The organism is Cronobacter dublinensis subsp. dublinensis LMG 23823, from assembly GCF_001277235.1.
GTDB lineage: Bacteria > Pseudomonadota > Gammaproteobacteria > Enterobacterales > Enterobacteriaceae > Cronobacter > Cronobacter dublinensis.
Genome location: NZ_CP012266.1, coordinates 3,190,694 through 3,211,826 on the forward strand (window position 1 = coordinate 3,190,694; position 21,133 = coordinate 3,211,826).

Below are 21,133 nucleotides of genomic sequence, written 5' to 3' on the forward strand. Positions count from 1 at the left end.
GAAAGCAAAAACCCCCGCCATGAGGCGAGGGTTTTAATTTTGGTGGAGCTAAGCGGGATCGAACCGCTGACCTCTTGCATGCCATGCAAGCGCTCTCCCAGCTGAGCTATAGCCCCACGAGATTCTGGTGTTACTGACCAAACCTGTTGGGATAAAGGTTTGGTGGAGCTAAGCGGGATCGAACCGCTGACCTCTTGCATGCCATGCAAGCGCTCTCCCAGCTGAGCTATAGCCCCGTCGGAACACCTTGTCGCGTTGACGGGCGGGATAATAAGAATTCCACCGGACAGTGTCAACGCCAAATTGATCTTTGCCTTTCAAGTGCCGAAAAAGCCAGCAAAAAGGTTCCCAAAATCCCGTTCTCCAAATACGCTAGTTATTCGCGTCACAGTTTCCCGTAATATGATCTCGTAAGATGAACCCCTAATAGGCTTACATTTTGAAAAGGATTAGCCATGGTCAAGGACCGGATGACCCCGGACGAACTGGCGCATTACACCGGGTACAGTCGTCAGACGATCAATAAATGGGTACGTAAAGAAGGCTGGCAGACCTCGCCGAAACCCGGCGTGCAGGGTGGGAAAGCACGGGTTATTCATGTGGACGAGCAGGTGCTGACGTTTATTCGCAGCGCCCGTCGCGCCGCTGAAAATGTCGCGACCTATACGGCCACCGTCGAAGCGCCGCTTGAGAATCTGCTGCTGAACTCCCTGCGAGAAATGAGCCAGTCCGAGCAGAAACAGCTGACTTCTCTCCTGCTGCGCGAAGGCATCGCCGGAATGTTGCAGCGTCTGGATATTCGCCATACGGATTAAGCCATGAACAGATTTACACGCTGGATGACGGCAGGCGAACTGGGTGAGCTGTCCGGATACACGGCCCAGACCATCAGCGGCTGGGCGCGCAAAAATGGCTGGAAGCGCATTCCGCTAAAAGGCCGTAAAGGCGGCGCGTTGTTAATCCTCATCACGCAGCAGGTCTATGACTATTTTCTTTCCACCGATAAGCTGCGCTATAGCGCTCATCTCTACAGCCGCGCCGAAGAGAGTGAAACGCCTTACGTGACCTGGGATAACGAAATCATGGCCCAGTTTATTCGCACGCTGGAGATGATGTCGCCGCAGGAGCAGGCGCGCTTAAGCGAGCTGATTAATCAGGAAGGTAAGGCAGGGCTGGTGAAAAGGCTGGGGCTTAGCGAGGAAAAATAAAAGCCGGCATGCGCCGGCTTTTTTATTACTGCTGGTTTTCGCGCTCCGCGATAAAGGCCAGCGCTTTATTGATACGTTCTACGCTTCGGGATTTACCGATCGCGTGGACGGTCACGTCCAGGCCCGGCGACTGCCCTGCCCCGGTGACGGCGACGCGCAGCGGCATACCGACTTTACCCATGCCCACTTCCAGCTCATCGGCGGTTGCCTGAATGGCATGGTGCACATTTTCGGCAGTCCAGTCGGTGAGCGCGGCGAGTTTATCGCGCACGACTTCCAGCGGCTGACGCGCAACCGGGCGCAGATGTTTTTTCGCCGCGTCGGCGTCGAATTCGCTGAAATCTTCATAGAAGTAGCGGCAGGTCTGCGCCATCTCTTTCAGCGTTTTGCAGCGCTCACCCAGCAGTTTCACCAACTCCGCCAGCTGCGGGCCGTTGCGGGTGTCGATGTTTTCCTGCTCGATGTGCCACTGCAGGTGCGTCGCCACATATTCCGGCGCCAGCGTATTGATGTAGTGATGGTTCAGCCACTGCAGTTTATCGGTGTTGAACGCGCTCGCCGATTTGCTGACCGCTCCCAGCGAGAAATGCTCGATCATCTCTTCACGAGAGAAGATCTCCTGATCGCCGTGGGACCAGCCCAGACGCACCAGATAGTTCAGCAGCGCCTCCGGCAGATAGCCGTCGTCGCGATACTGCATCACGCTGACCGCGCCGTGACGTTTGGAGAGTTTTTTACCGTCATCGCCGTTGATCATCGAAACATGCGCGTACAGCGGCACCGGCGCGCCCAGCGCTTTCAGAATGTTAATCTGACGCGGGGTGTTGTTGATATGATCTTCACCACGAATAACGTGGGTGATTTCCATATCCCAGTCGTCGACCACAACACAGAAGTTATAGGTCGGGGAACCATCAGTACGGCGAATGATCAGATCGTCGAGTTCAAGGTTGCTGAACTCAATAGGGCCGCGAATCTGGTCGTCGAACACCACGGAGCCTTCCTGCGGGTTAGCAAAACGCACGACGCAAGGCTCATCATCAGCGTGATGTTCATGGCCGTGACGGCAGCGACCGTCGTAACGCGGCTTCTCGCCCTTCGCCATCTGCTCTTCACGCAGCGCTTCAAGACGCTCTTTCGAGCAGTAGCATTTATAGGCAGTACCCGCCGCCAGCATCTCATCAATCACCGCGTTATAGCGATCGAAGCGTTTGGTCTGGAAATACGGACCCTCATCCCACTCCAGGCTCAGCCAGTTCATACCATCCATAATGGCTTCAATGGCTTCCGGCGTGGAGCGCTCAAGATCGGTATCTTCAATACGCAGCACGAATTCGCCGCCCTCATGGCGAGCGAAAAGCCAGGAATAGAGCGCGGTACGGGCGCCGCCGACATGCAGATAGCCTGTCGGGCTGGGCGCGAAGCGGGTTTTGATTTTCATTGATTGGCCTTAGTGTTTAACAATGCCATTAAGCGGCACATGCCAGGGAGTGACAAAGTGGGCAATATTCTACCACCCTGTGCTGATTCCTCAATCTTGATACCTTTCGGCCCCGCTTTTCAGGCGTTATCTGTTGATAAATCATACCTTAACGCCCATAAAACCAGCGCGCTGTCTAATTTTACGACGAACAAACAAAAACTTTGGAAAAGGCGTTGACTCATTTCCAACTCTCCCTATAATGCGACTCCACACAGCGGGGGTGATTAGCTCAGCTGGGAGAGCACCTCCCTTACAAGGAGGGGGTCGGCGGTTCGATCCCGTCATCACCCACCACTCTAAACAAGTGGCTTCCGCCGTGTAGACAAGAAATGAGAAGTGGGTGATTAGCTCAGCTGGGAGAGCACCTCCCTTACAAGGAGGGGGTCGGCGGTTCGATCCCGTCATCACCCACCACTTTCTCGCCAGCGAATTTCTTGTCATGCAGTAACAGAAGTACCGAAGTGGGTGATTAGCTCAGCTGGGAGAGCACCTCCCTTACAAGGAGGGGGTCGGCGGTTCGATCCCGTCATCACCCACCACTTCGGGTCGTTAGCTCAGTTGGTAGAGCAGTTGACTTTTAATCAATTGGTCGCAGGTTCGAATCCTGCACGACCCACCAATGTAAAAAGGCGCCCTAAAGGCGCCTTTTTGCTATCTGTATGCCAGGAAGATTCGAACCTGCCGAAGGTTCGAGTCGAGCCATTCATGGCGAGACACCGAAGTCGTTTACGGCGACGGCCCCAAGAGCGAGCGAAGCGAGTCATCCTGCACGACCCACCAGTGTAAAAAGGGTGCTGGCGACGCCTTTTTGCTATGGGCGTTATTCTACTTCGCCGTCTTTCGGCCGCGCTTATCCTTCTTCTTACCCCTCTTTTCTTCCGGTCGCACTCAGCTTTTTCGCCACACTGCCGATAATTTTTGCGGACTTATAAAAAAGGAGGACATGATGTCGACTACCATTACCGCTTCCACCCCGTCTGTCCAGACGAGTAGCAGCAGCGCGCCAACAGGCAACGATCTGGCTTCACAGATTGCTCGCCTGACGCAGCAAATCAATAAGCTCACCACCAAGCTTAAAGATCTTGCTGCCAGCGAGGGCACGACGGAAGAAAAGCAGAAACAGCAGCAGCTTATCCAGAACCAGATCAAAATGCTGCAGGCTCAGCTGGCGCAGTTGCAGCGCGAGCAGGCTGAAAAAGCGCAGCAAAAGCAGGAAAGCAAACAGGTGGAATCCGTGAAGCAAGCTTCCGGTGACCATCAGATTGATGTCTACGTATAAGAACGATATCCCCTGCCCTGTCAGGGCAAGGTGAAATGGCAGGAAAGTTAAACCACGGCGCGAATATTCGCGCCGTTTTTGTTACGGTTTTTTCAGCGGCGAAACGAGGTGCGTGAGCCCTTCGGTTTTAATAAGCAGTGTCATCGCCATCAGTTCCCCAAGCTTGCCCGCCGGAAATTCATCCTTGCGGGCAAACCACAGCAGATACTCTTCCGGCACGTCGATAAGCCTGCGGCCTTTGTATTTGCCAAACGGCATTTCCGTATTGGCGATAGCGATAAGCTGCTCTTTTTCCATTTTACTCACCCAACAGGCGCAGCATTTCCGCCTCGTCGATTACCTCAATGCCCAGCTCCTGCGCTTTCGCAAGTTTGGAGCCCGCCGCTTCACCGGCAATCAGCAAATCGGTTTTCTTCGACACGCTACCGCTTACCTTCGCCCCCAGCGCGGCAAGGCGCGCTTTAGCGTCATCGCGAGACATCTGACTCAGCGTCCCGGTCAGCACCACCGTTTTCCCGGCGAAAGGACTGTCTATCTCTTCCGCTTTCACCACCTGCGGCGCGGGCCAGTGAATGCCCACGTTTTCAGTGAGATCGCGAATAACCGCCCGGTTACTCTCTTCTTCAAAGAAGTTAAACACGTGCGTTGCGACGACAATCCCGACGTCCGGCACGTTTTGCAGATCGTCAATCGAGGCGTTGATCAGCGCCTCAAGCGTGCCGAAATGCGCGGCCAGCCCGGAAGCGGTCGCTTCGCCAACTTCACGAATACCCAGCGCGTAGAGAAAGCGCGCAAACGTCGTTTCTTTCGCGTTCTCCAGCGCATTAACCACATTTTGCGCCGATTTCGGCCCCATACGATCGAGCCCGGTCAGTTTACCGGCGGTCAGACGGAACAGATCGGCAGGCGTATGGACGTACTCTTTTTCCACCAGCTGGTCGATGATTTTATCGCCCATGCCGTCCACATCCATCGCGCGGCGCGAGACAAAATGCTTTAGCGCCTCTTTACGCTGCGCGCCGCAGATAAGCCCGCCGGTGCAGCGCGTCACCGCCTCGCCTTCAACGCGCTCGACGTCTGACCCGCATACCGGACACTGGGCCGGGAACACCACGGGCCGCGTCTCTTCCGGCCTTTCAGAGAGCACCACATTCACTACCTGCGGGATGACATCGCCCGCGCGACGAATAACCACTTTATCGCCGATACGCAGCCCAAGGCGGGAAATCTCATCCGCGTTATGCAGCGTCGCGTTGCTGACCAGCACGCCTGCTACCTGTACCGGCTCCAGACGCGCCACCGGCGTAATCGCGCCGGTACGCCCGACCTGGAACTCCACGTCGCGCACTGTCGTCATCTGCTCCTGCGCCGGGAATTTAAAGGCCACGGCCCAGCGCGGCGCGCGCGCCACAAAGCCCAGCTGTTCCTGCAATTCCAGCGAGTCGACTTTGATAACTACGCCGTCGATGTCAAAACCGAGCGTCGGCCTGTCGGCTTCCACCTGATGGTAAAACGCCAGCACGTCTTCCGGCGTTTCCACCAGACGAATGCGATCGCTCACCGGCAGGCCCCAGTCTTTAAACTGCTGGAGACGGCCCATATGGCTGCGCGGCAGCTCGCCGCCTTCCAGCAGACCGACGCCGTAGCAAAAAAAGGTCAGCGGGCGCTTCGCCGTCACGCGCGGATCGAGCTGACGCAGCGAGCCCGCCGCCGCGTTACGCGGGTTGGCGAACACTTTCCCGCCGGTACGTCTGGCCTCGTCGTTAATCTTTTCAAAACCCGCCTGTGGCAGGAACACTTCGCCGCGCACTTCAAGACGCGCCGGGATGTTGTCGCCGCGAAGTTTCAGCGGAATGGCGCGGATGGTGCGCACGTTAAGCGTAATATCCTCACCGGTCGTACCGTCACCGCGCGTGGCGGCACGCACCAGCAGCCCATTTTCATAGAGCAGGCTGACCGCCAGACCATCGAGTTTCAGCTCGCAGCAATAGACCAGCGCATCGGTGCTTTTGAGCCTGTCCTTTACGCGCTTGTTGAATGCCAGAAAACTCGCCTCGTCAAAGACGTTATCCAGCGAGAGCATCGGGACCTCATGGCGCACCTGGCTGAACTCGGTAAGCGGCGCTGCGCCAACGCGCTGGGTGGGAGAGTCCGGCGTCACCAGTTCAGGATGCGCCTCTTCCAGCGCGCGCAGTTCACGCATCAGGCGGTCATACTCCGCATCCGGCACTTCCGGCGCGTCCATGACGTGGTAGAGAAATTCATGATGGCGAAGCGTGGTTCGCAGTTGAGTCAGTTTTTCTTCGATAGAGTCCATAACGCACCATCAATGATAAAAAACCCCCGACAGGCGGGGGTTAGTGAAAGAAATTTTCGCGCGCCGACCTGTCAGCCGTTCGCCTCTTTTACATCGCGAATTCTGTCCTGATATTCGCGCAGCTTCTGCGGGGTCATCATACGGCGCTGGTCGTCCAGCACCACACCGCCCACTTCATCGGCGATATGCTGCGCCGACTGTAGCATCAGCTTGAAGTTTTGCAGTTCGTCGCCAAACCCTGGCACCTGCATAAAGATGGTAATGCCAGGCGTCGTGAAATCGGTCATGATTTCGGGGTCAAACGAGCCGGGTTTCACCATATTCGCCAGGCTGAACAACACCGGGCCGCTGCCGTCCGGGCTCAGATGACGATGGAAAATATTCATATCACCGAACTTAAAGCCAGCCTGCTGGATGCTGTTGAACAGCACGTCGCCGTTAAGCTGGCTGCCAGCGTGAGCCGCCACGTTCATCACGATCACGGTTTCTTTCGGCTGCGGTTTTTCCGGCGCGCTCACTGGCGCAGGCTCGGAAACCGGCTCTGGCTGCATTGCAGGTTCAGCCAACGGCTGCGGCGCGGGCTGGTGCATTGCAGGTTGTGCTGGTGCGGGCTGCTGCGGTTGCGGCGCCGTCTGGCGAACCGGCTGCGGCTGTTGCGGCTGATGTGCCGGCGTCTGAGGCGCCTCGCCATACGGGGCCACCGGCGCGGGCTCTACGGGTTCGACGGACTCGCGAGCAGGCTGACGCGTCTGCGACGGCGCGTAAGGCGGCTGATAGTTATGCTGAGGCTGACGCGCAGGCGCGCTTTCTGGCGCCGGTGCGGTACGACGCACGCGAACTTCGCCTACGCTGTCGTCATCCAGCTCATCGACGTCGTCTTCGTCTTCATCCTCATCGCGCTTTGATTTCATGCGCTTCATCGGACGATCGCGGAACATGGAAGAACGCTCCTTACGGCTGGTCCACAAACCATGTACCAGTAAGGCGATTATGGCGATCGCGCCAACAATGATTAATATCAGACGCAAATCCTGCATCATTATATTCTCTGTTGTTCTAACACCTTGCCATGACGGCAAACATTTACTCACTAAGAGTATTTGCCCATTACGGCAAGTGCAAGTGCGCGCTCGGTTTTCCGGACAGAAAGATGAAAGAAATCGTGCTTTTTGCTGTTTTTTCGACCATTTCCTGGGTGGCGCAATTTTCCCTCTCGGTTAAGATAACCGAGCCCGGGTCCGGGCAGGTCTGACAAGGAGCTTTGCAGGAATATGGTTTCGAACACTGGCGCGGGTTCGCGCAGCGGTCTGTACTACCTTTCGCAGGGATTTAAGCTGATAAGCCAGCCGGGTATCCGGCGCTTCGTCATTCTCCCCCTGCTCGTCAATTTCCTGCTGATGGGCGGCGCGTTCTGGTGGCTCTTTACCCGGCTGGATAACTGGATCCCACGGTTCATGTCCCATGTGCCGGACTGGCTACAGTGGCTCAACTATTTACTCTGGCCGCTGGCGGTCGTTTCTATCGTGCTTATCTTCGGCTACTTCTTTTCTACTATCGCGAACTGGATCGCCGCGCCGTTCAACGGACTGCTTGCCGAGCAGTTAGAAGCGCGCCTGACCGGGGCTACGCCGCCGGACACCGGCATTTTCGGCATTATGAAAGACGTACCGCGCATCATGAAGCGCGAATGGCAAAAGCTCGCCTGGTATTTGCCGCGCGCGCTGGTGCTGCTGCTGCTCTACTTTATTCCCGGCATCGGGCAGACCGTCGCGCCCGTGCTGTGGTTCCTGTTCAGCGCCTGGATGCTCTCCATTCAGTATTGCGACTACCCGTTCGACAACCATAAAGTGCCGTTTAAAACCATGCGCGTCGCGCTGCGCGAGCGTAAAGGGCTGAACATGCAGTTCGGCGCGCTGGTAAGCCTCTTTACGCTAGTGCCGGTGCTGAATCTGGCGATTATGCCAGTGGCGGTCTGCGGCGCAACGGCTATGTGGGTGGATTGCTATCGCGGCAAACATGCCAGCTGGCGCTAGACGCGCTGGCATATATCGCGGCTTATTCCATACTCTTAGGCATTATTTCGCACGGGCATAACGATATACGAAAACCTTACTTCCTCACACGCGGTGAGCGGGTATGCTGGTGCGGTTCCCAAATTTCATACAGTTAAGGACGGGCTATGAGCAAGATTTTTGAAGACAACTCGTTGACTATTGGCCATACGCCGCTGGTTCGACTGAACCGTATCGGTAACGGACGCATTCTGGCGAAGGTTGAGTCGCGTAACCCAAGCTTCAGCGTTAAGTGCCGTATCGGTGCCAATATGATTTGGGATGCAGAAAAGCGCGGCGTTCTGAAGCCAGGCGTGGAACTGGTCGAGCCGACCAGCGGCAACACCGGTATCGCGCTGGCCTATGTCGCCGCGGCGCGCGGCTATAAGCTGACGCTGACTATGCCGGAAACCATGAGCGTTGAGCGCCGTAAGCTGCTGAAAGCGCTGGGTGCCAATCTGGTGCTCACCGAAGGCGCTAAGGGCATGAAAGGCGCGATTCAGAAAGCCGAAGAAATTGTGGCAAGCGACCCGTCCAAATATCTGCTGCTCCAGCAGTTCAGCAACCCGGCCAACCCGGAAATCCACGAAAAGACCACCGGGCCTGAGATCTGGGAAGATACCGACGGTCAGGTTGACGTGTTTATCGCAGGTGTCGGCACCGGCGGCACGTTGACCGGCGTGAGCCGCTATATCAAGAACACCAAAGGTAAAACCGAGCTGATTAGCGTCGCGGTTGAACCGACCGATTCACCGGTTATCGCTCAGGCGATCGCAGGTCAGGAATTAAAACCTGGCCCGCACAAAATTCAGGGCATCGGCGCGGGCTTTATCCCTGGCAACCTGGATCTGAAACTAATCGATAAAGTTATCGGCATCACCAATGAAGAGGCGATTTCTACCGCGCGCCGCCTGATGGAAGAAGAGGGCATTCTGGCGGGTATCTCTTCCGGCGCCGCCGTTGCCGCCGCGCTGAAGCTGCAGGAAGACGAAACCTTTACCAACAAGAACATTGTGGTTATCCTGCCGTCCTCGGGTGAGCGATATTTAAGCACCGCGCTGTTCGCCGATCTCTTCACTGAGAAAGAATTGCAACAGTGATGCCAGATTGTTAAATATGCGCAAAAAAGCACCCAAAGGGGTGCTTTTTTGTGGCATGCATCAAACTTTTGCCTTGTTTGGCATTGCCTGGATTGGTTGGGTCTGGTATTTAACCAGCAATTATTTCGATGCGTGAAATTAATCCTGAGGCGAATTGATGTGTGCTGAATCGATTTAACGATTTGGTCATGCTACTTCGATCGCGTCATAATGATTAATGACGAGCGAAACGCGAGCCGCATGGAGCAATGATGCCATGCGTTTTTCGTGATTCAGGCATCCGTGCTGCGTTCCGTTACGCCGGCGCTAACTATACAGGCTAAAGTCCCGCCGCCAGGCTAGACTTTAGTTCCACAACACTAAACCTATAAGTTGGGGAAATACAATGTTCCAGCAAGAAGTTACTATTACCGCTCCGAACGGTCTGCATACCCGCCCTGCTGCTCAGTTTGTGAAAGAAGCGAAAGGCTTCACTTCCGAGATCACTGTGACTTCCAACGGCAAAAGCGCCAGCGCAAAAAGCCTGTTCAAACTGCAGACTCTGGGCCTGACTCAGGGCACCGTTGTGACCATCTCCGCTGAAGGCGAAGATGAGCAGAAAGCAGTAGAACATCTGGTAAAACTGATGGCTGAACTCGAGTAAGTTCCGGGTTCTTATTAAAATCAGTCACAAGTAAGGTAGGGTTATGATTTCAGGCATTTTAGCGTCTCCGGGTATCGCTTTTGGCAAAGCACTGTTGCTGAAAGAAGATGAGATTGTCATCGACCGGAAAAAAATTTCTGCCGATAAGGTTGATCAGGAAGTTGAACGTTTCCTGAGTGGTCGCGCCAAAGCCTCCACTCAGCTCGAAGCTATCAAGATCAAAGCCGGCGAAACTTTCGGTGAAGAGAAGGAAGCTATCTTCGAAGGCCACATCATGTTGCTGGAAGATGAAGAGCTGGAGCAGGAAATCATAGCCCTGATTAAAGATAAGCACATCACTGCCGACGCGGCAGCGCATGAGGTTATCGAAGGTCAGGCGACCGCCCTGGAAGAGCTCGACGACGAATACCTGAAAGAGCGCGCCGCTGACGTGCGCGACATCGGTAAGCGTCTGCTGCGCAACATTCTGGGCCTGGCCATTATCGATCTGAGCGCCATTCAGGATGAAGTCATCCTGGTTGCAGCCGATCTGACCCCGTCGGAAACCGCACAGCTGAACCTGAAAAAGGTGCTGGGCTTTATCACCGATCTGGGCGGGCGTACCTCCCACACCTCCATCATGGCGCGCTCGCTTGAGCTGCCCGCGATTGTGGGTACCGGTAGCGTCACCACGCAGGTGAAAAACGACGATTATCTGATTCTCGATGCGGTTAACAACAAAGTTTACGTTAACCCGACTAACGAAGAGATCGAGTCGCTGCGCGCGATTCAAACCCAGGTCGCTGAAGAAAAAGCGGAACTGGCGAAACTTAAAGATCTGCCGGCCATCACCCTTGACGGCCACCAGGTAGAAGTTTGCGCGAACATCGGCACCGTGCGCGATGTCGCAGGCGCCGAGCGTAACGGCGCAGAAGGCGTAGGCCTCTACCGTACCGAATTCCTGTTCATGGACCGCGACTCCCTGCCGACTGAAGAAGAGCAGTTCCAGGCGTATAAAGCCGTGGCTGAAGCGTGTGGCTCGCAGGCGGTTATCGTGCGTACCATGGACATTGGCGGCGATAAAGAGCTGCCGTACATGAACTTTCCGAAAGAAGAAAACCCGTTCCTCGGCTGGCGTGCGATTCGTATCGCGATGGATCGTAAAGAGATCCTGCGCGATCAGCTGCGCGCCATCCTGCGCGCCTCGGCGTTCGGCAAGCTGCGTATCATGTTCCCGATGATCATCTCGGTTGAAGAAGTACGCGCGCTGAAAAAAGAGATCGACATTTTCAAACAAGAACTGCGTGACGAAGGCAAAGCTTTCGACGAAACGATTGAAATCGGCGTCATGGTGGAAACACCGGCGGCCGCGACGATTGCGCGTCACCTTGCTAAAGAAGTTGATTTCTTCAGTATTGGTACCAACGATCTGACGCAGTACACCCTGGCGGTTGACCGCGGTAATGATATGATATCGCATCTTTACCAGCCAATGTCACCGTCTGTCCTGAACCTCATCAAGCAAGTTATTGATGCATCTCATGCTGAAGGTAAGTGGACCGGCATGTGTGGTGAGCTTGCTGGCGACGAACGTGCTACACTTCTGTTGCTGGGGATGGGTCTGGATGAATTCAGTATGAGTGCCATTTCTATCCCGCGCATTAAGAAGATTATCCGTAACACGAACTTCGAAGATGCGAAGGTTTTAGCAGAGCAGGCTCTTGCTCAACCGACAACGGACGAGTTAATGACGCTGGTTAACAAGTTCATTGAAGAAAAAACAATCTGCTAATCCACGAGATGCGGCCCAAATTACTGCTTAGGAGAGAAGGCTAATGGGGTTATTTAGTAAACTGTTCGGTGATAAAGGCAATAGCGACACCGGAACCATTGAGATCGTTGCTCCACTGTCTGGTGAAATCGTTAATATCGAAGACGTGCCGGATGTAGTGTTCGCAGAGAAAATCGTTGGTGATGGCATCGCTATCAAACCGACCGGTAACAAAATGGTTGCGCCGGTTGATGGCACCATCGGTAAAATTTTCGAAACTAACCACGCTTTCTCTATCGAATCGGACAGCGGCATCGAACTGTTCGTCCACTTCGGTATTGATACCGTTGAGCTGAAAGGCGAAGGTTTCAAACGCATCGCTGAAGAAGGCCAGCGCGTGAAGAAAGGCGATCCGGTTATCGAATTCGATCTGCCGCTGCTGGAAGAAAAAGCAAAATCCACGCTGACGCCGGTTGTCATTTCCAATATGGACGAAATCAAAGAGCTGACCAAGCTTTCTGGTAGCGTGACCGTCGGTGAAACGCCGGTTATCCGTATCAAGAAATAAGACCGACTCGTGTTCAAAAATGGCGCCGCAAGGCGCCATTTTTTTATCCAGACCATCATTATGGACACGCCCTATGCGCCGCTGGCGTTCACTCTGCCTCTTTTTCACGGCGCTGCTGCTGCCGACCACACCGCTCTACGCGGGCTCGCCTGGCCCTTATGTGCTGGCGTTTATCGATATTTCCGCCCCACCGCTCAACGATGGCCAGGCGTTGACCGCCGCGCTTCGTAAAGCGCTGACCGTACCCGGACGCGGAACCTGTTTTTTATGTGAAGAGAGCGAGCAGGTGGAAATACTCTATCTGTATCGTCTGCCGCCGGGCCTGTCGGTCGATGCGCTGCGCAAAGCCGTAAACGGCGATAAAGCCGCGCGCAACCAGATGCAGCAGAAGCTGGCGGCGTTTGAAGATAAAGATGGCTATAAAGTGGATGGGCTGCTTATCTACGAGCATCAGCCTGACGAGGTCCGCCTTTATGCGATGCCCGCTACCCCCGGTCAGGCGCTGCACAAGGTGAGTAAGCCGGTAAAGCGTTACCTCTCGCCGTCGAGCCTGGATGTGCTGATTGAAGACGCCGCAGCGGAGATCCCGCGCGACATCTGAACCGTCGCGCGCACGCACGCCGCTCGCATGTTAAATCCCCGCGCCCTGGCTGTAGCTCTCTTCGCTGAAAACGCCCGTTGAGAGATAGCGGTCGCCTCTGTCGCAGATAATCGCCACCACGACCGCGCCCGGGTTCGCCTGCGCTACCCGCAGCGCGCCGCAGACCGCGCCGCCGGAGCTCACGCCGCAGAAAATCCCCTCTTTACGCGCGAGGTCGCGCATCGTGTTTTCCGCATCGCGATGGTGAATATCCAGCACCTCGTCCACCAGCGACGCATCGAAAATGCCCGGTAAATAGGCGGCGGGCCAGCGGCGAATGCCCGGAATGCTGCTGCCCTCTTCCGGCTGAAGCCCGACCACGGTCACCGGCCGGGCCTGTTCGCGCAGAAAGCGGCTGACGCCGGTGATGGTGCCGGTGGTGCCCATGCTGGAGACGAAATGCGTCAGGCGCCCGTCGGTCTGACGCCAGATCTCCGGTCCCGTAGTCGTGTAATGCGCCCACGGATTATCGGGGTTATTGAACTGATCGAGAATAATGCCTTCGCCGCGCTGCGCCATCTGCGCCGCGAGATCACGCGCGCCCTCCATGCCCTGCTCACGGCTCACCAGCACGAGCTTCGCGCCGTAGGCCTGCATCGCCGCTTTGCGCTCCATGCTCATGTTGTCGGGCATCAGGAGCGTCATCTGATAGCCCTTCACCGCAGCGATCATCGCCAGCGCGATCCCCGTATTACCGCTGGTGGCTTCAATCAGCGTGTCGCCAGGTTTAATCTCGCCGCGCGCCTCGGCACGGGAGATCATCGCCAGCGCCGCCCGGTCTTTGACCGAGCCCGCCGGATTGTTGCCTTCGAGTTTGACCCAGATTTCGCTGCCGTTGTCCGGCCCCAGACGTCGGAGTCTGACCAGCGGCGTATTGCCGATGGTATGTTCGAGTGTATTCACGATGTTTACTCAATAAAAAAGCCGGGTAGCGTTCGTTTACCCGGCCTGAAAGACGCAGTGATGACGACACGCCCGGCAGGCGTCGCGCCACCGGGCGATAAACTGTGCATTAAGCTATCAGGCGGACTTCGCGAGAGCAATATCCGCGCGCGTCTCGATACGCTCGTTGCCGTGGTAAATCCGCGCATGCTGAAGGCCGACAAACAGCCGCTCGCCGCGATGCGGCACGTAATCTTCACGCAGCACCACCGTCAGCGGTTCGTCATACCAGCCCTGCGGCTGCACCACGAGCTGCATATAGTGACCTTTCGGACTTACTTCCAGCACGTGTACCGGCAGCGGAGAATCGAGGCTGGTGCGGCGGCTCACGTCCACTTCCCACGGGCGCAGGAAGAGATCGACCGGCCCCTGATGCGCCGGGGTAAAGCCAAGCGGCCAGCGGTGCGCGCCGACGTGAAACTGTCCGCCGCGTACGGTGCCCTGAAGCCGGTTCACTTCGCCTAAAAACTCCAGCACGAAACGGGTCGCTGGCTCGCGCCACACCTGTTCCGGCGCGTCGGCCTGTTCGATATCGCCCTGGCTCATCACCACTACGCGGTCGGCCACTTCCATCGCCTCTTCCTGATCGTGCGTCACGAAGACGCTGGTGAATTTCAGCTCCTCATGCAGCTGACGCAGCCAGCGCCTGAGTTCTTTACGCACCTGGGCGTCGAGCGCGCCGAACGGCTCATCCAGCAGCAGGATTTGCGGCTCCACCGCCAGCGCGCGGGCCAGCGCCACGCGCTGTTTCTGCCCGCCGGAAAGCTGCGCCGGGTAGCGGTCGGCAAGATGAGCCAGCTGTACCATCTCCAGCAGTTTCATCACTTTTTGTTTGATAGCCGCCGCGTTCGGACGCTCGCGCTTCGGCAGTACGGTCAGGCCAAACGCGATATTGTCGAACACGCTCATATGGCGAAACAGCGCGTAATGCTGGAACACGAAGCCTACCTTACGCTCGCGGGCATGCAGGCGGCTCACGTCAGTACCGTGAAAGCGGATCTGCCCGCTGGTCTGGTGTTCGAGCCCGGCGATAATGCGCAGCAGCGTAGTTTTCCCGGAGCCGGACGGCCCCAGCAGCGCCACCATCTGGCCGGAAGGGATATCCAGAGAGATATCATTCAGCACCTGGGTGCGACCAAAAGATTTCTTAATATTGGCAATCTCAATGCTCATGATTTCCCTCCTGTTGCACGCGTTTTTCCTGATTATGCAGACGCCATTGCAACGCACTCTTTAAAAACAGGGTCAGAATCGCCATCAGCGTCAGCAGCGCGGCGGCGGTAAACGCGCCGACGGTGTTGTAGTCCTGCTCCAGCAGCTCAATCTGCAACGGCAGCGAGAGCGTCTCGCCGCGAATTGAGCCGGACACCACGGATACCGCGCCGAACTCGCCGATGGCGCGGGCGTTGGTTAGCACAACGCCGTAGAGCAGCGCCCAGCGAATATTCGGCAGCGTCACGCGTCTGAACATCTGCCAGCCGGACGCCCCCAGTAAAATCGCCGCCTCATCTTCATGGCTGCCCTGGCTTAACATCACCGGCACCAGCTCGCGCACCACGAACGGACAGGTCACGAAGATTGTCACCAGCGCCATGCCAGGCCAGGCGAACATAATCTGCATATCATGCGCGTCCAGCCAGCCGCCGAGCGGGCCGTTGGAGCCGTAAAACAGCAGATACACCAGCCCCGCCACCACCGGCGACACGGCAAAAGGAATATCCAGTAGTGTGAGCAGCAACTGACGGCCCGGGAAGTCAAAGCGCGTCACCAGCCAGGCGAGCAGCGTGCCGAACACGAGATTCACCGGCACGGTAATCAGCGCAATCAGCACCGTCAGCCAGATGGCGTGCAACATATCGGGGTTGGCGATATTTTCCAGCACCGGCATCAGGCCATCAGAGAAGGCTTTGGCGAAGATGTAGACCATCGGCACCACGAGAATAAACGCCGACAACAGCATCCCGATGCCGATAAGCGCCCATTTGCCCCAGTTTATGCGCGCGCCAAGGCGCGCCTGTGTCATCATCGTCATCAGTGCCCCACCACCCGGCGTCCAAAACGGCTTTGCAGCGTGTTAATGGCAAACAGCAGCAGCAGCGACGCGGCCAGGATCACGGAGGCTATCGCGCTCGCGGCCGGGTAATCGAACTCCTGCAAACGAACAAAAATCATCAGCGACGTCACTTCGGTTTTCCAGGCGATATTGCCCGCGATAAAAATCACCGCGCCGAACTCGCCGAGACTGCGGGTAAACGACAGCGCCACGCCCGCCAGCAGAGCAGGCGACAATTCCGGCAGCACCACCTTACGAAAGCTTTGCAGGCGCGTGGCGCCGAGCGTTTCCGCCGCCTCTTCATATTCCGGGCCCAGTTCTTCAAGCACCGGCTGCACGGTTCGCACCACAAAAGGAATGCTGGTAAACGCCATCGCCACCGCGATGCCAAGCCAGGTATACGTCACTTTGATATCGAATTTCGCCAGCCACTCGCCGTAAAAGCCGTTCACCGAGAACAGCGAGGCGAGCGTCAGGCCCGCAACGGCGGTCGGCAGCGCGAAGGGTAAATCCATCAGCGCGTCCAGCAGCGTGCGGCCAGGAAAGCGGTAGCGGGTTAAAATCCAGGCCATTAGCAGGCCGAACGCGCCGTTAAACAGCGAAGCGACCGCCGCCGACAGCAGCGTCACTTTATACGCCGCCACCACCTGCGGGTTAGAAATCACCTCCCAGTACTGCGCCCAGCTCATCTGGGAAACTTGCATCACCAGCGCACTCAGCGGCAGCAGCAGTATCAGGCACACAAACAATAAACTTGTGCCGAGGCTCAGGGTGAACCCGGGCAGTACACGTTTCGGAACTGCAAACATCACTGACGCCCCGCCGCCACCAGCTTGTCGAACTCACCGCCACTGGCAAAATGGGTTTTCATCACGTCCGGCCATTTGCCGAAGGCGTCTTCCACGCGGAACAGCTCCGTCTGCGGAAACTTATCTTTCAGCGTCTCCATCACCTGTGGATTGTTCACGCGGTAGTAGTAGCTGGTGATAATCTGCTGCGCCTGCGGGCTGTAAAGCCAGTTCAGGTAGGCTTTGGCCGCTTTTTCCGTACCGTTAGCCTTAACGTTTTTATCTACCCACGCCACCGGGAACTCCGCCAGGATATTCACCTTCGGCACCACGACCTCGTAACCGTCTTTGGCGTACTGGTTACGGATGTTATTCACTTCCGACTCAAAGCTAATCAGCACGTCGCCGAGGCCGCGCTCGACAAACGTCGTGGTCGCGCCGCGACCGCCGGTGTCGAACACCTCAACGTTTTTCAAAAACTGGGTCATAAACTGCTGGGTTTTGACTTTATCGCCGCCGTCGGCTTTATCCGCCGCGCCCCAGGCCGCCAGATAGGTATAGCGCGCGTTGCCGGAGGTTTTCGGGTTCGGGAAAATCAGCTTCACGTCCGGGCGCACCAGGTCATTCCAGTCGTGAATGTTTTTCGGGTTCCCTTTACGCACCAGGAACGCCATCGTGGAGTAGAACGGGGAGCTGTTGTTCGGCAGGCGCGCCTGCCAGTCAGCCGGGATAAGCTGGCCTTTATCATGCAGGATCTGGACGTCGGTCACCTGGTTATAAGTTACAACGTCTGCTTTTAAGCCCTGCAAAATCGCGAGCGCCTGCTTCGAGGAGCCCGCGTGAGACTGTTTGATCGTCAGCGTATCGCCGTGGTTATCCTTCGCCCACTGCTGTTCGAACGGCGGGTTGAGGGCAGCGAACAGCTCGCGCGAAACATCATAAGAGCTGTTAAGCAGTTCAGTCGCCTGCGCGGACCCCGCCATCAGCAGAGAAATCGCCAGCGCGCCCCATGCTTTTTTCACTGATTTCACGGCCATTTTGCACCTTATAAATGTGATAACGATCGAGCCATCAGTGTATTTATACGGGTGAGAAAGCTATACCGCTTTTATATACCGTTTAGTGATTTGCAAGCGCAAAAGGATATAAGACGAAAGGCGTGACGGCGCGGCCCGCAAGGCCGCGCGCGTAGGGGTCAGAGGTTAAGCAGGCGGGTCAGCGACGGCGCGAAATAGTAGCCTCCCGTCACCGGACGGGTAAAACGCAGCATCGCGTCGCGCTTGCCGTCCGCGTCGCCAAACATGCTCAGGAGCTGCTGTTCGATGTTATAGAGGCGCGCGCAGTAGGCGCAGAAGTACAGACCGTGTACGCCGCTCGCGGTGCCGTAAGGCAGGCTCTGGCGCACAATCTTCAGCCCTTTGCCGTCTTCTTTAAGATCGACGCGCGAAAGATGAGAGGTTACCGGGCGCGCGTCGCCGTCAATCTCTTCGTTTGCGGCTTTCGTGCGGCCAATCATCATCTCCTGATCCGGCACGCTCATACGATTGAGCTGTTTCAGGTTATGCTCCCAGCGCTGGACGAACACGTAACTGCCGCCCGCGTCGATGCCGTCCTGGATAACCGCCACGTCGCGGCGTTTTTCTTCGCCCGCCGGGTTTTCGGTGCCGTCCACGAAGCCGCTTAAGTCGCGATCTTCCACCCAGCGGAAACCGTGGGTTTCTTCTTCAACGTTCAGGGCATCGCCGAAGGCTTCCAGCGCCGCCTGGGCGACCGAAAAGTTAACGTCGTGACGCAGCGACAGAATGTGGATCAGCACATCGCGCTGCGTGGCAGGCGCGAGCCCCTTGCCGAGTGGCGCAAAGTCTTTCAGCTCTGCCGCGCTCTCATCATTCGCCAGCGACCGCCACAACGTGTGACCAAACGCCACGACCACACCGAGATTCGCCTCAGGAAACTGCGCCTGAAAGGTCGCTACTTTATCGGCGAAAATTTTGCTCGCCGCGCGCAGCGCCTCGCGCTGGCTTTCATCAACGCTCGCTTCCAGCCAGATAGCCGCGCGACAATGCTCCGGCAGAATGCCGCTTTGAACCACAGACATCACTCCTCCTGATAAACCGCTGCCACCGGGGTGGCAAAACCGGGCGTATTGTACCCGATTTAACGGCTCAGGCGTTGCGTTTACGCAAGGCTCAGCGACGCCAGATTATCTTTTTCAGCGTCCAGCCTTTGAGCGTGTCATCCGGCGGCATCAGCTCCTGCGGGCCGCGCCAGTCGCCGCTAAAGACGTAGCTGATATGTTCGCTGCCGGGTGCCTTACACTCCACCGCCCCGTCATCCGGCGCGCTGGCTTTCTGGCACGCGCCCTGGGCCTGTTTGAAGAGATCGCCAAACGGGGTGCCGATGGCCACACCGCTGTCGGCGGGAATCGCTTTATCGAGCACGTCGATGCGGCTCACCTTGCCATTCTCGCCGTCCACCACCAGCGCCAGCTGGCTCTCTTTCATCGCTTCGAAATAACGCACGATGTTGCTGCCTTCAGCGCGCATCCCGCTGCGCAGGCGATAATCGTCGCCCAGCGCTTCGCTTATCGCGGCTTCCTGGAGCGGCGTATCGGCGGTGATATCGCCGACCCCTTTTTCCGTCACTTCCAGCGAGGAGCCCCACCAGTCAAACCAGTGCCACGGGGCCGCCGCCGACCAGTTGACGCTGGAAAGCGTTGAACATCCGCCCAGTAATAACGACGTCCCGCACAGCAGCAGAGGCAATTTCTTCATAACGGTTCCTTTAATCAGTCGACAACGTCTCGTTGGAGCGCAAAGACGGCGAAAAGTGCCGCTCAGGGCTGCGGCGTATCAAAACAGGCGCGCAGGCGGCGATGCGAGGCCAGCAGCCACAGCGCCCAGGCGTCCAGCGCCAGCAGGGCCAGCGCGATGCCGCCCGGCGCGTCGCGCCACAGTAGCAGCGCCTGCGAAGCCAGCATCAGCGCCTGCGTCAGCATCAATACATAACGGGCGTAGCGCCACAGGCGCGGGCGATCGTGCCGCCGCCCGCTTAATAAAAACGTCAGCATCGCGGGTATTCCCGCCGCAAGGCCCATCCAGAAGCCCTGGCGGTCGGGGTAAAACAGCCCGAGCAGCGCCTCGCCCTGCCCGCGCGACGCGCCCGCCAGCACGAACAGCGCCCAGGTGCGCGCCTGCAGCAACAGCACCGCCCAGAACAGGGCCGGGAGCTTCAGCCAGCCACGGTTATCATAATCAGAAGGTAAAAACATGTATAAATCCTGGACTACGCCCGCATCGGGTCCAGAATTATGTCACTGTATAACAAGACGAAGAAAGGTCTTCGTCGTGCACAACCCAAGGAGATGGAAATGAAAAAACAGCTTATCGCTCTGTGTATCGCCGCGTCCGCGCTGTCCGCTATGCCCGTCATGGCGCAGGAAGGCGGCTTCTCAGGCCCGGATAACAGCGCCAGCGCTAACGCCGCCAAAGGCGGTTTTCAGGGGCCGGATGCCGCCAGCACGACCGTTAACGAAGCGAAAAATCTGCGCGACGACGCGTGGGTGGTGCTGGAAGGCAATATCGTTCGTAAGCTCGGCAAAGAGCTTTATGAGTTCCGTGACAAAAGCGGCAGCATCAACGTAGACATTGATGACCACGTCTGGAACGGCGCGACGGTCACGCCGAAAGATAAAGTGCGCCTTGAAGGCGAAGTGGATAAAGACTGGAATTCCGTCGAAATCGACGTGAAGAAACTCACCAAAGGCTAACGCCAGGCTCACCCGGCAGCGGCCGGGTGACGCGCTGTCAGTATTCCTGATCCTCGATGAGCCGTTTGCCGAGGCTAATCACATCCTGATGTTCATAGCCAAGCCGCTCGTACATGCCGAGCACGATGTCGTTCTCTTCGCGGATCTGGATATTGATTTTCGGGCAGCCGCGCGCGATGAGCTTCTTCTCCAGCCGGTTAAGCAGCGCGTTGGCAATGCCGCGCCCGCGAAACTCCGGGTGAACGCCCAGGTAATACGCCGAACCGCGATGGCCGTCATAGCCGCCCATCACCGAGCCGACGATTTCGCCGCTCACTTCCGCCACCAGGAAGAGATCCGGGTCATGGTTGAGTTTACGTTCGATATCCATTTCAGGATCGTTCCACGAACGCAGCAGATCGCAACGCTCCCACAGGGTGATGACTTCTTCAAAGTCGGCCTGACGAAAAACGCGTATCTCCATGGTATTCCCCGTGTTTTAAGGCGTAAAAAACGAGATTATGGCGCTATCGGCCTCAATAGCCAATATCTCCGGCAAAAGT

At 57.0% G+C, this 21,133-nt stretch carries 23 protein-coding genes and 6 tRNA genes; 14 read left to right on the forward strand and 15 right to left on the reverse strand.

Features of this window, described 5'->3' with window-relative positions; translation table 11 throughout:
- Nucleotides 1–40 precede the first annotated feature (40 nt).
- Both AFK67_RS14645 and AFK67_RS14650 read right to left on the reverse strand, forming a co-directional pair.
- Nucleotides 41–116, reverse strand: a tRNA-Ala gene (locus tag AFK67_RS14645).
- 44 nt (nucleotides 117–160) lie between these two features.
- Nucleotides 161–236: transfer RNA gene (locus AFK67_RS14650), tRNA-Ala, on the reverse strand.
- 219 nt (nucleotides 237–455) lie between these two features.
- Here AFK67_RS14650 and AFK67_RS14655 point away from each other — a divergent pair.
- Nucleotides 456–815, forward strand: coding sequence for a YfeC-like transcriptional regulator (locus AFK67_RS14655; RefSeq protein WP_007722422.1), 360 nt, complete (start codon nucleotides 456–458; stop codon nucleotides 813–815).
- A 3-nt stretch (nucleotides 816–818) separates the two neighbouring features.
- Complete coding sequence (locus AFK67_RS14660; RefSeq protein WP_007750897.1) at nucleotides 819–1,208, forward strand: YfeC-like transcriptional regulator; 390 nt, start codon at nucleotides 819–821, stop codon at nucleotides 1,206–1,208.
- 25 nt (nucleotides 1,209–1,233) lie between these two features.
- Here AFK67_RS14660 and gltX read toward each other — a convergent pair whose 3' ends face one another.
- Nucleotides 1,234–2,649, reverse strand: coding sequence for a glutamate--tRNA ligase (gene gltX, locus AFK67_RS14665; protein ID WP_038883103.1), 1,416 nt, complete (start codon nucleotides 2,647–2,649; stop codon nucleotides 1,234–1,236).
- Nucleotides 2,650–2,909: 260 nt separating this feature from the next.
- Here gltX and AFK67_RS14670 point away from each other — a divergent pair.
- From AFK67_RS14670 to AFK67_RS14690, 5 genes are all read left to right on the forward strand, one after another.
- Nucleotides 2,910–2,985: transfer RNA gene (locus AFK67_RS14670), tRNA-Val, on the forward strand.
- Between the two features lie 44 nt (nucleotides 2,986–3,029).
- Nucleotides 3,030–3,105: transfer RNA gene (locus AFK67_RS14675), tRNA-Val, on the forward strand.
- Between the two features lie 49 nt (nucleotides 3,106–3,154).
- Nucleotides 3,155–3,230: transfer RNA gene (locus AFK67_RS14680), tRNA-Val, on the forward strand.
- 4 nt (nucleotides 3,231–3,234) lie between these two features.
- A tRNA-Lys gene (locus AFK67_RS14685) sits at nucleotides 3,235–3,310 on the forward strand.
- Nucleotides 3,311–3,637: 327 nt separating this feature from the next.
- Nucleotides 3,638–3,970 (forward strand): FlxA-like family protein, encoded by a 333-nt coding sequence (locus AFK67_RS14690; RefSeq protein WP_007724497.1) that lies wholly within the window; start codon nucleotides 3,638–3,640, stop codon nucleotides 3,968–3,970.
- An 81-nt stretch (nucleotides 3,971–4,051) separates the two neighbouring features.
- On the opposite strand, the gene AFK67_RS14695 is transcribed toward AFK67_RS14690, so the two are convergent.
- From AFK67_RS14695 to zipA, 3 genes are all read right to left on the reverse strand, one after another.
- On the reverse strand, nucleotides 4,052–4,267 hold the full coding sequence (locus AFK67_RS14695; protein ID WP_007724499.1) for a DUF3820 family protein: 216 nt from the start codon (nucleotides 4,265–4,267) through the stop codon (nucleotides 4,052–4,054).
- A 1-nt stretch (nucleotide 4,268) separates the two neighbouring features.
- A complete protein-coding gene (gene ligA, locus AFK67_RS14700; protein WP_007724503.1) occupies nucleotides 4,269–6,287 on the reverse strand; it encodes an NAD-dependent DNA ligase LigA in 2,019 nt (672 codons plus the stop codon).
- Nucleotides 6,288–6,358: 71 nt separating this feature from the next.
- Nucleotides 6,359–7,327, reverse strand: a complete 969-nt coding sequence (zipA, locus tag AFK67_RS14705) for a cell division protein ZipA (RefSeq protein ID WP_007724505.1) — start codon at nucleotides 7,325–7,327, stop codon at nucleotides 6,359–6,361.
- Nucleotides 7,328–7,558: 231 nt separating this feature from the next.
- On the opposite strand from zipA, the gene cysZ reads away from it, so the two are divergent.
- The 6 genes from cysZ (at nucleotide 7,559) to AFK67_RS14735 (ending at nucleotide 13,000) form a co-directional block, all read left to right on the forward strand.
- On the forward strand, nucleotides 7,559–8,320 hold the full coding sequence (gene cysZ / locus AFK67_RS14710) for a sulfate transporter CysZ (RefSeq protein ID WP_007724507.1): 762 nt from the start codon (nucleotides 7,559–7,561) through the stop codon (nucleotides 8,318–8,320).
- A 146-nt stretch (nucleotides 8,321–8,466) separates the two neighbouring features.
- A complete protein-coding gene (cysK, locus tag AFK67_RS14715) occupies nucleotides 8,467–9,438 on the forward strand; it encodes a cysteine synthase A (RefSeq protein WP_007724508.1) in 972 nt (323 codons plus the stop codon).
- A 385-nt stretch (nucleotides 9,439–9,823) separates the two neighbouring features.
- A complete protein-coding gene (ptsH, locus tag AFK67_RS14720; RefSeq protein ID WP_000487600.1) occupies nucleotides 9,824–10,081 on the forward strand; it encodes a phosphocarrier protein Hpr in 258 nt (85 codons plus the stop codon).
- Between the two features lie 43 nt (nucleotides 10,082–10,124).
- Entirely contained in the window at nucleotides 10,125–11,852 is a 1,728-nt protein-coding gene (ptsI, locus tag AFK67_RS14725; protein ID WP_007724509.1) for a phosphoenolpyruvate-protein phosphotransferase PtsI, read from the forward strand.
- 43 nt (nucleotides 11,853–11,895) lie between these two features.
- On the forward strand, nucleotides 11,896–12,399 hold the full coding sequence (gene crr / locus AFK67_RS14730) for a PTS glucose transporter subunit IIA (RefSeq protein WP_004385842.1): 504 nt from the start codon (nucleotides 11,896–11,898) through the stop codon (nucleotides 12,397–12,399).
- 73 nt (nucleotides 12,400–12,472) lie between these two features.
- Nucleotides 12,473–13,000: a hypothetical protein gene (locus AFK67_RS14735; RefSeq protein ID WP_007724510.1), complete on the forward strand. Its 528-nt coding sequence runs from the start codon at nucleotides 12,473–12,475 to the stop codon at nucleotides 12,998–13,000.
- Between the two features lie 30 nt (nucleotides 13,001–13,030).
- Here the strand turns inward: AFK67_RS14735 and cysM are convergent, their stop codons facing one another.
- The 8 genes from cysM to AFK67_RS14775 all read right to left on the reverse strand — a co-directional run bounded on the left by cysM (nucleotide 13,031) and on the right by AFK67_RS14775 (nucleotide 20,093).
- Nucleotides 13,031–13,942 carry a cysteine synthase CysM gene (gene cysM / locus AFK67_RS14740; RefSeq protein WP_007724511.1) on the reverse strand — a complete coding sequence of 304 codons (912 nt, stop codon included), beginning with the start codon at nucleotides 13,940–13,942 and terminating at the stop codon, nucleotides 13,031–13,033.
- Between the two features lie 117 nt (nucleotides 13,943–14,059).
- The gene (gene cysA, locus AFK67_RS14745) at nucleotides 14,060–15,154 is read right to left on the reverse strand and encodes a sulfate/thiosulfate ABC transporter ATP-binding protein CysA (protein WP_038870425.1); all 1,095 of its coding nucleotides are present in this window, start codon (nucleotides 15,152–15,154) and stop codon (nucleotides 14,060–14,062) included.
- Nucleotides 15,144–16,013 carry a sulfate/thiosulfate ABC transporter permease CysW gene (gene cysW / locus AFK67_RS14750; protein WP_007712909.1) on the reverse strand — a complete coding sequence of 290 codons (870 nt, stop codon included), beginning with the start codon at nucleotides 16,011–16,013 and terminating at the stop codon, nucleotides 15,144–15,146. Before cysW ends, cysA begins: the two co-directional genes overlap by 11 nt.
- A complete protein-coding gene (cysT, locus tag AFK67_RS14755) occupies nucleotides 16,013–16,843 on the reverse strand; it encodes a sulfate/thiosulfate ABC transporter permease CysT (RefSeq protein WP_007750987.1) in 831 nt (276 codons plus the stop codon). The genes cysW and cysT overlap by 1 nt, the downstream gene beginning before the upstream one ends.
- A complete protein-coding gene (locus AFK67_RS14760; protein WP_007712914.1) occupies nucleotides 16,843–17,859 on the reverse strand; it encodes a sulfate ABC transporter substrate-binding protein in 1,017 nt (338 codons plus the stop codon). The genes cysT and AFK67_RS14760 overlap by 1 nt, the downstream gene beginning before the upstream one ends.
- A 158-nt stretch (nucleotides 17,860–18,017) precedes the next feature.
- Complete coding sequence (locus AFK67_RS14765; RefSeq protein ID WP_007712916.1) at nucleotides 18,018–18,920, reverse strand: Dyp-type peroxidase; 903 nt, start codon at nucleotides 18,918–18,920, stop codon at nucleotides 18,018–18,020.
- Between the two features lie 91 nt (nucleotides 18,921–19,011).
- Complete coding sequence (locus AFK67_RS14770) at nucleotides 19,012–19,596, reverse strand: RpoE-regulated lipoprotein (RefSeq protein WP_007712918.1); 585 nt, start codon at nucleotides 19,594–19,596, stop codon at nucleotides 19,012–19,014.
- A gap of 62 nt (nucleotides 19,597–19,658) precedes the next feature.
- Complete coding sequence (locus tag AFK67_RS14775) at nucleotides 19,659–20,093, reverse strand: DUF2919 domain-containing protein (protein ID WP_007712920.1); 435 nt, start codon at nucleotides 20,091–20,093, stop codon at nucleotides 19,659–19,661.
- Between the two features lie 99 nt (nucleotides 20,094–20,192).
- Here AFK67_RS14775 and AFK67_RS14780 point away from each other — a divergent pair, with 99 nt between their 5' ends.
- Entirely contained in the window at nucleotides 20,193–20,591 is a 399-nt protein-coding gene (locus AFK67_RS14780) for a YgiW/YdeI family stress tolerance OB fold protein (RefSeq protein ID WP_038883098.1), read from the forward strand.
- A 37-nt stretch (nucleotides 20,592–20,628) separates the two neighbouring features.
- On the opposite strand, the gene AFK67_RS14785 is transcribed toward AFK67_RS14780, so the two are convergent.
- Nucleotides 20,629–21,054: a GNAT family acetyltransferase gene (locus AFK67_RS14785; protein ID WP_007751001.1), complete on the reverse strand. Its 426-nt coding sequence runs from the start codon at nucleotides 21,052–21,054 to the stop codon at nucleotides 20,629–20,631.
- Nucleotides 21,055–21,133: the final 79 nt, after the last annotated feature.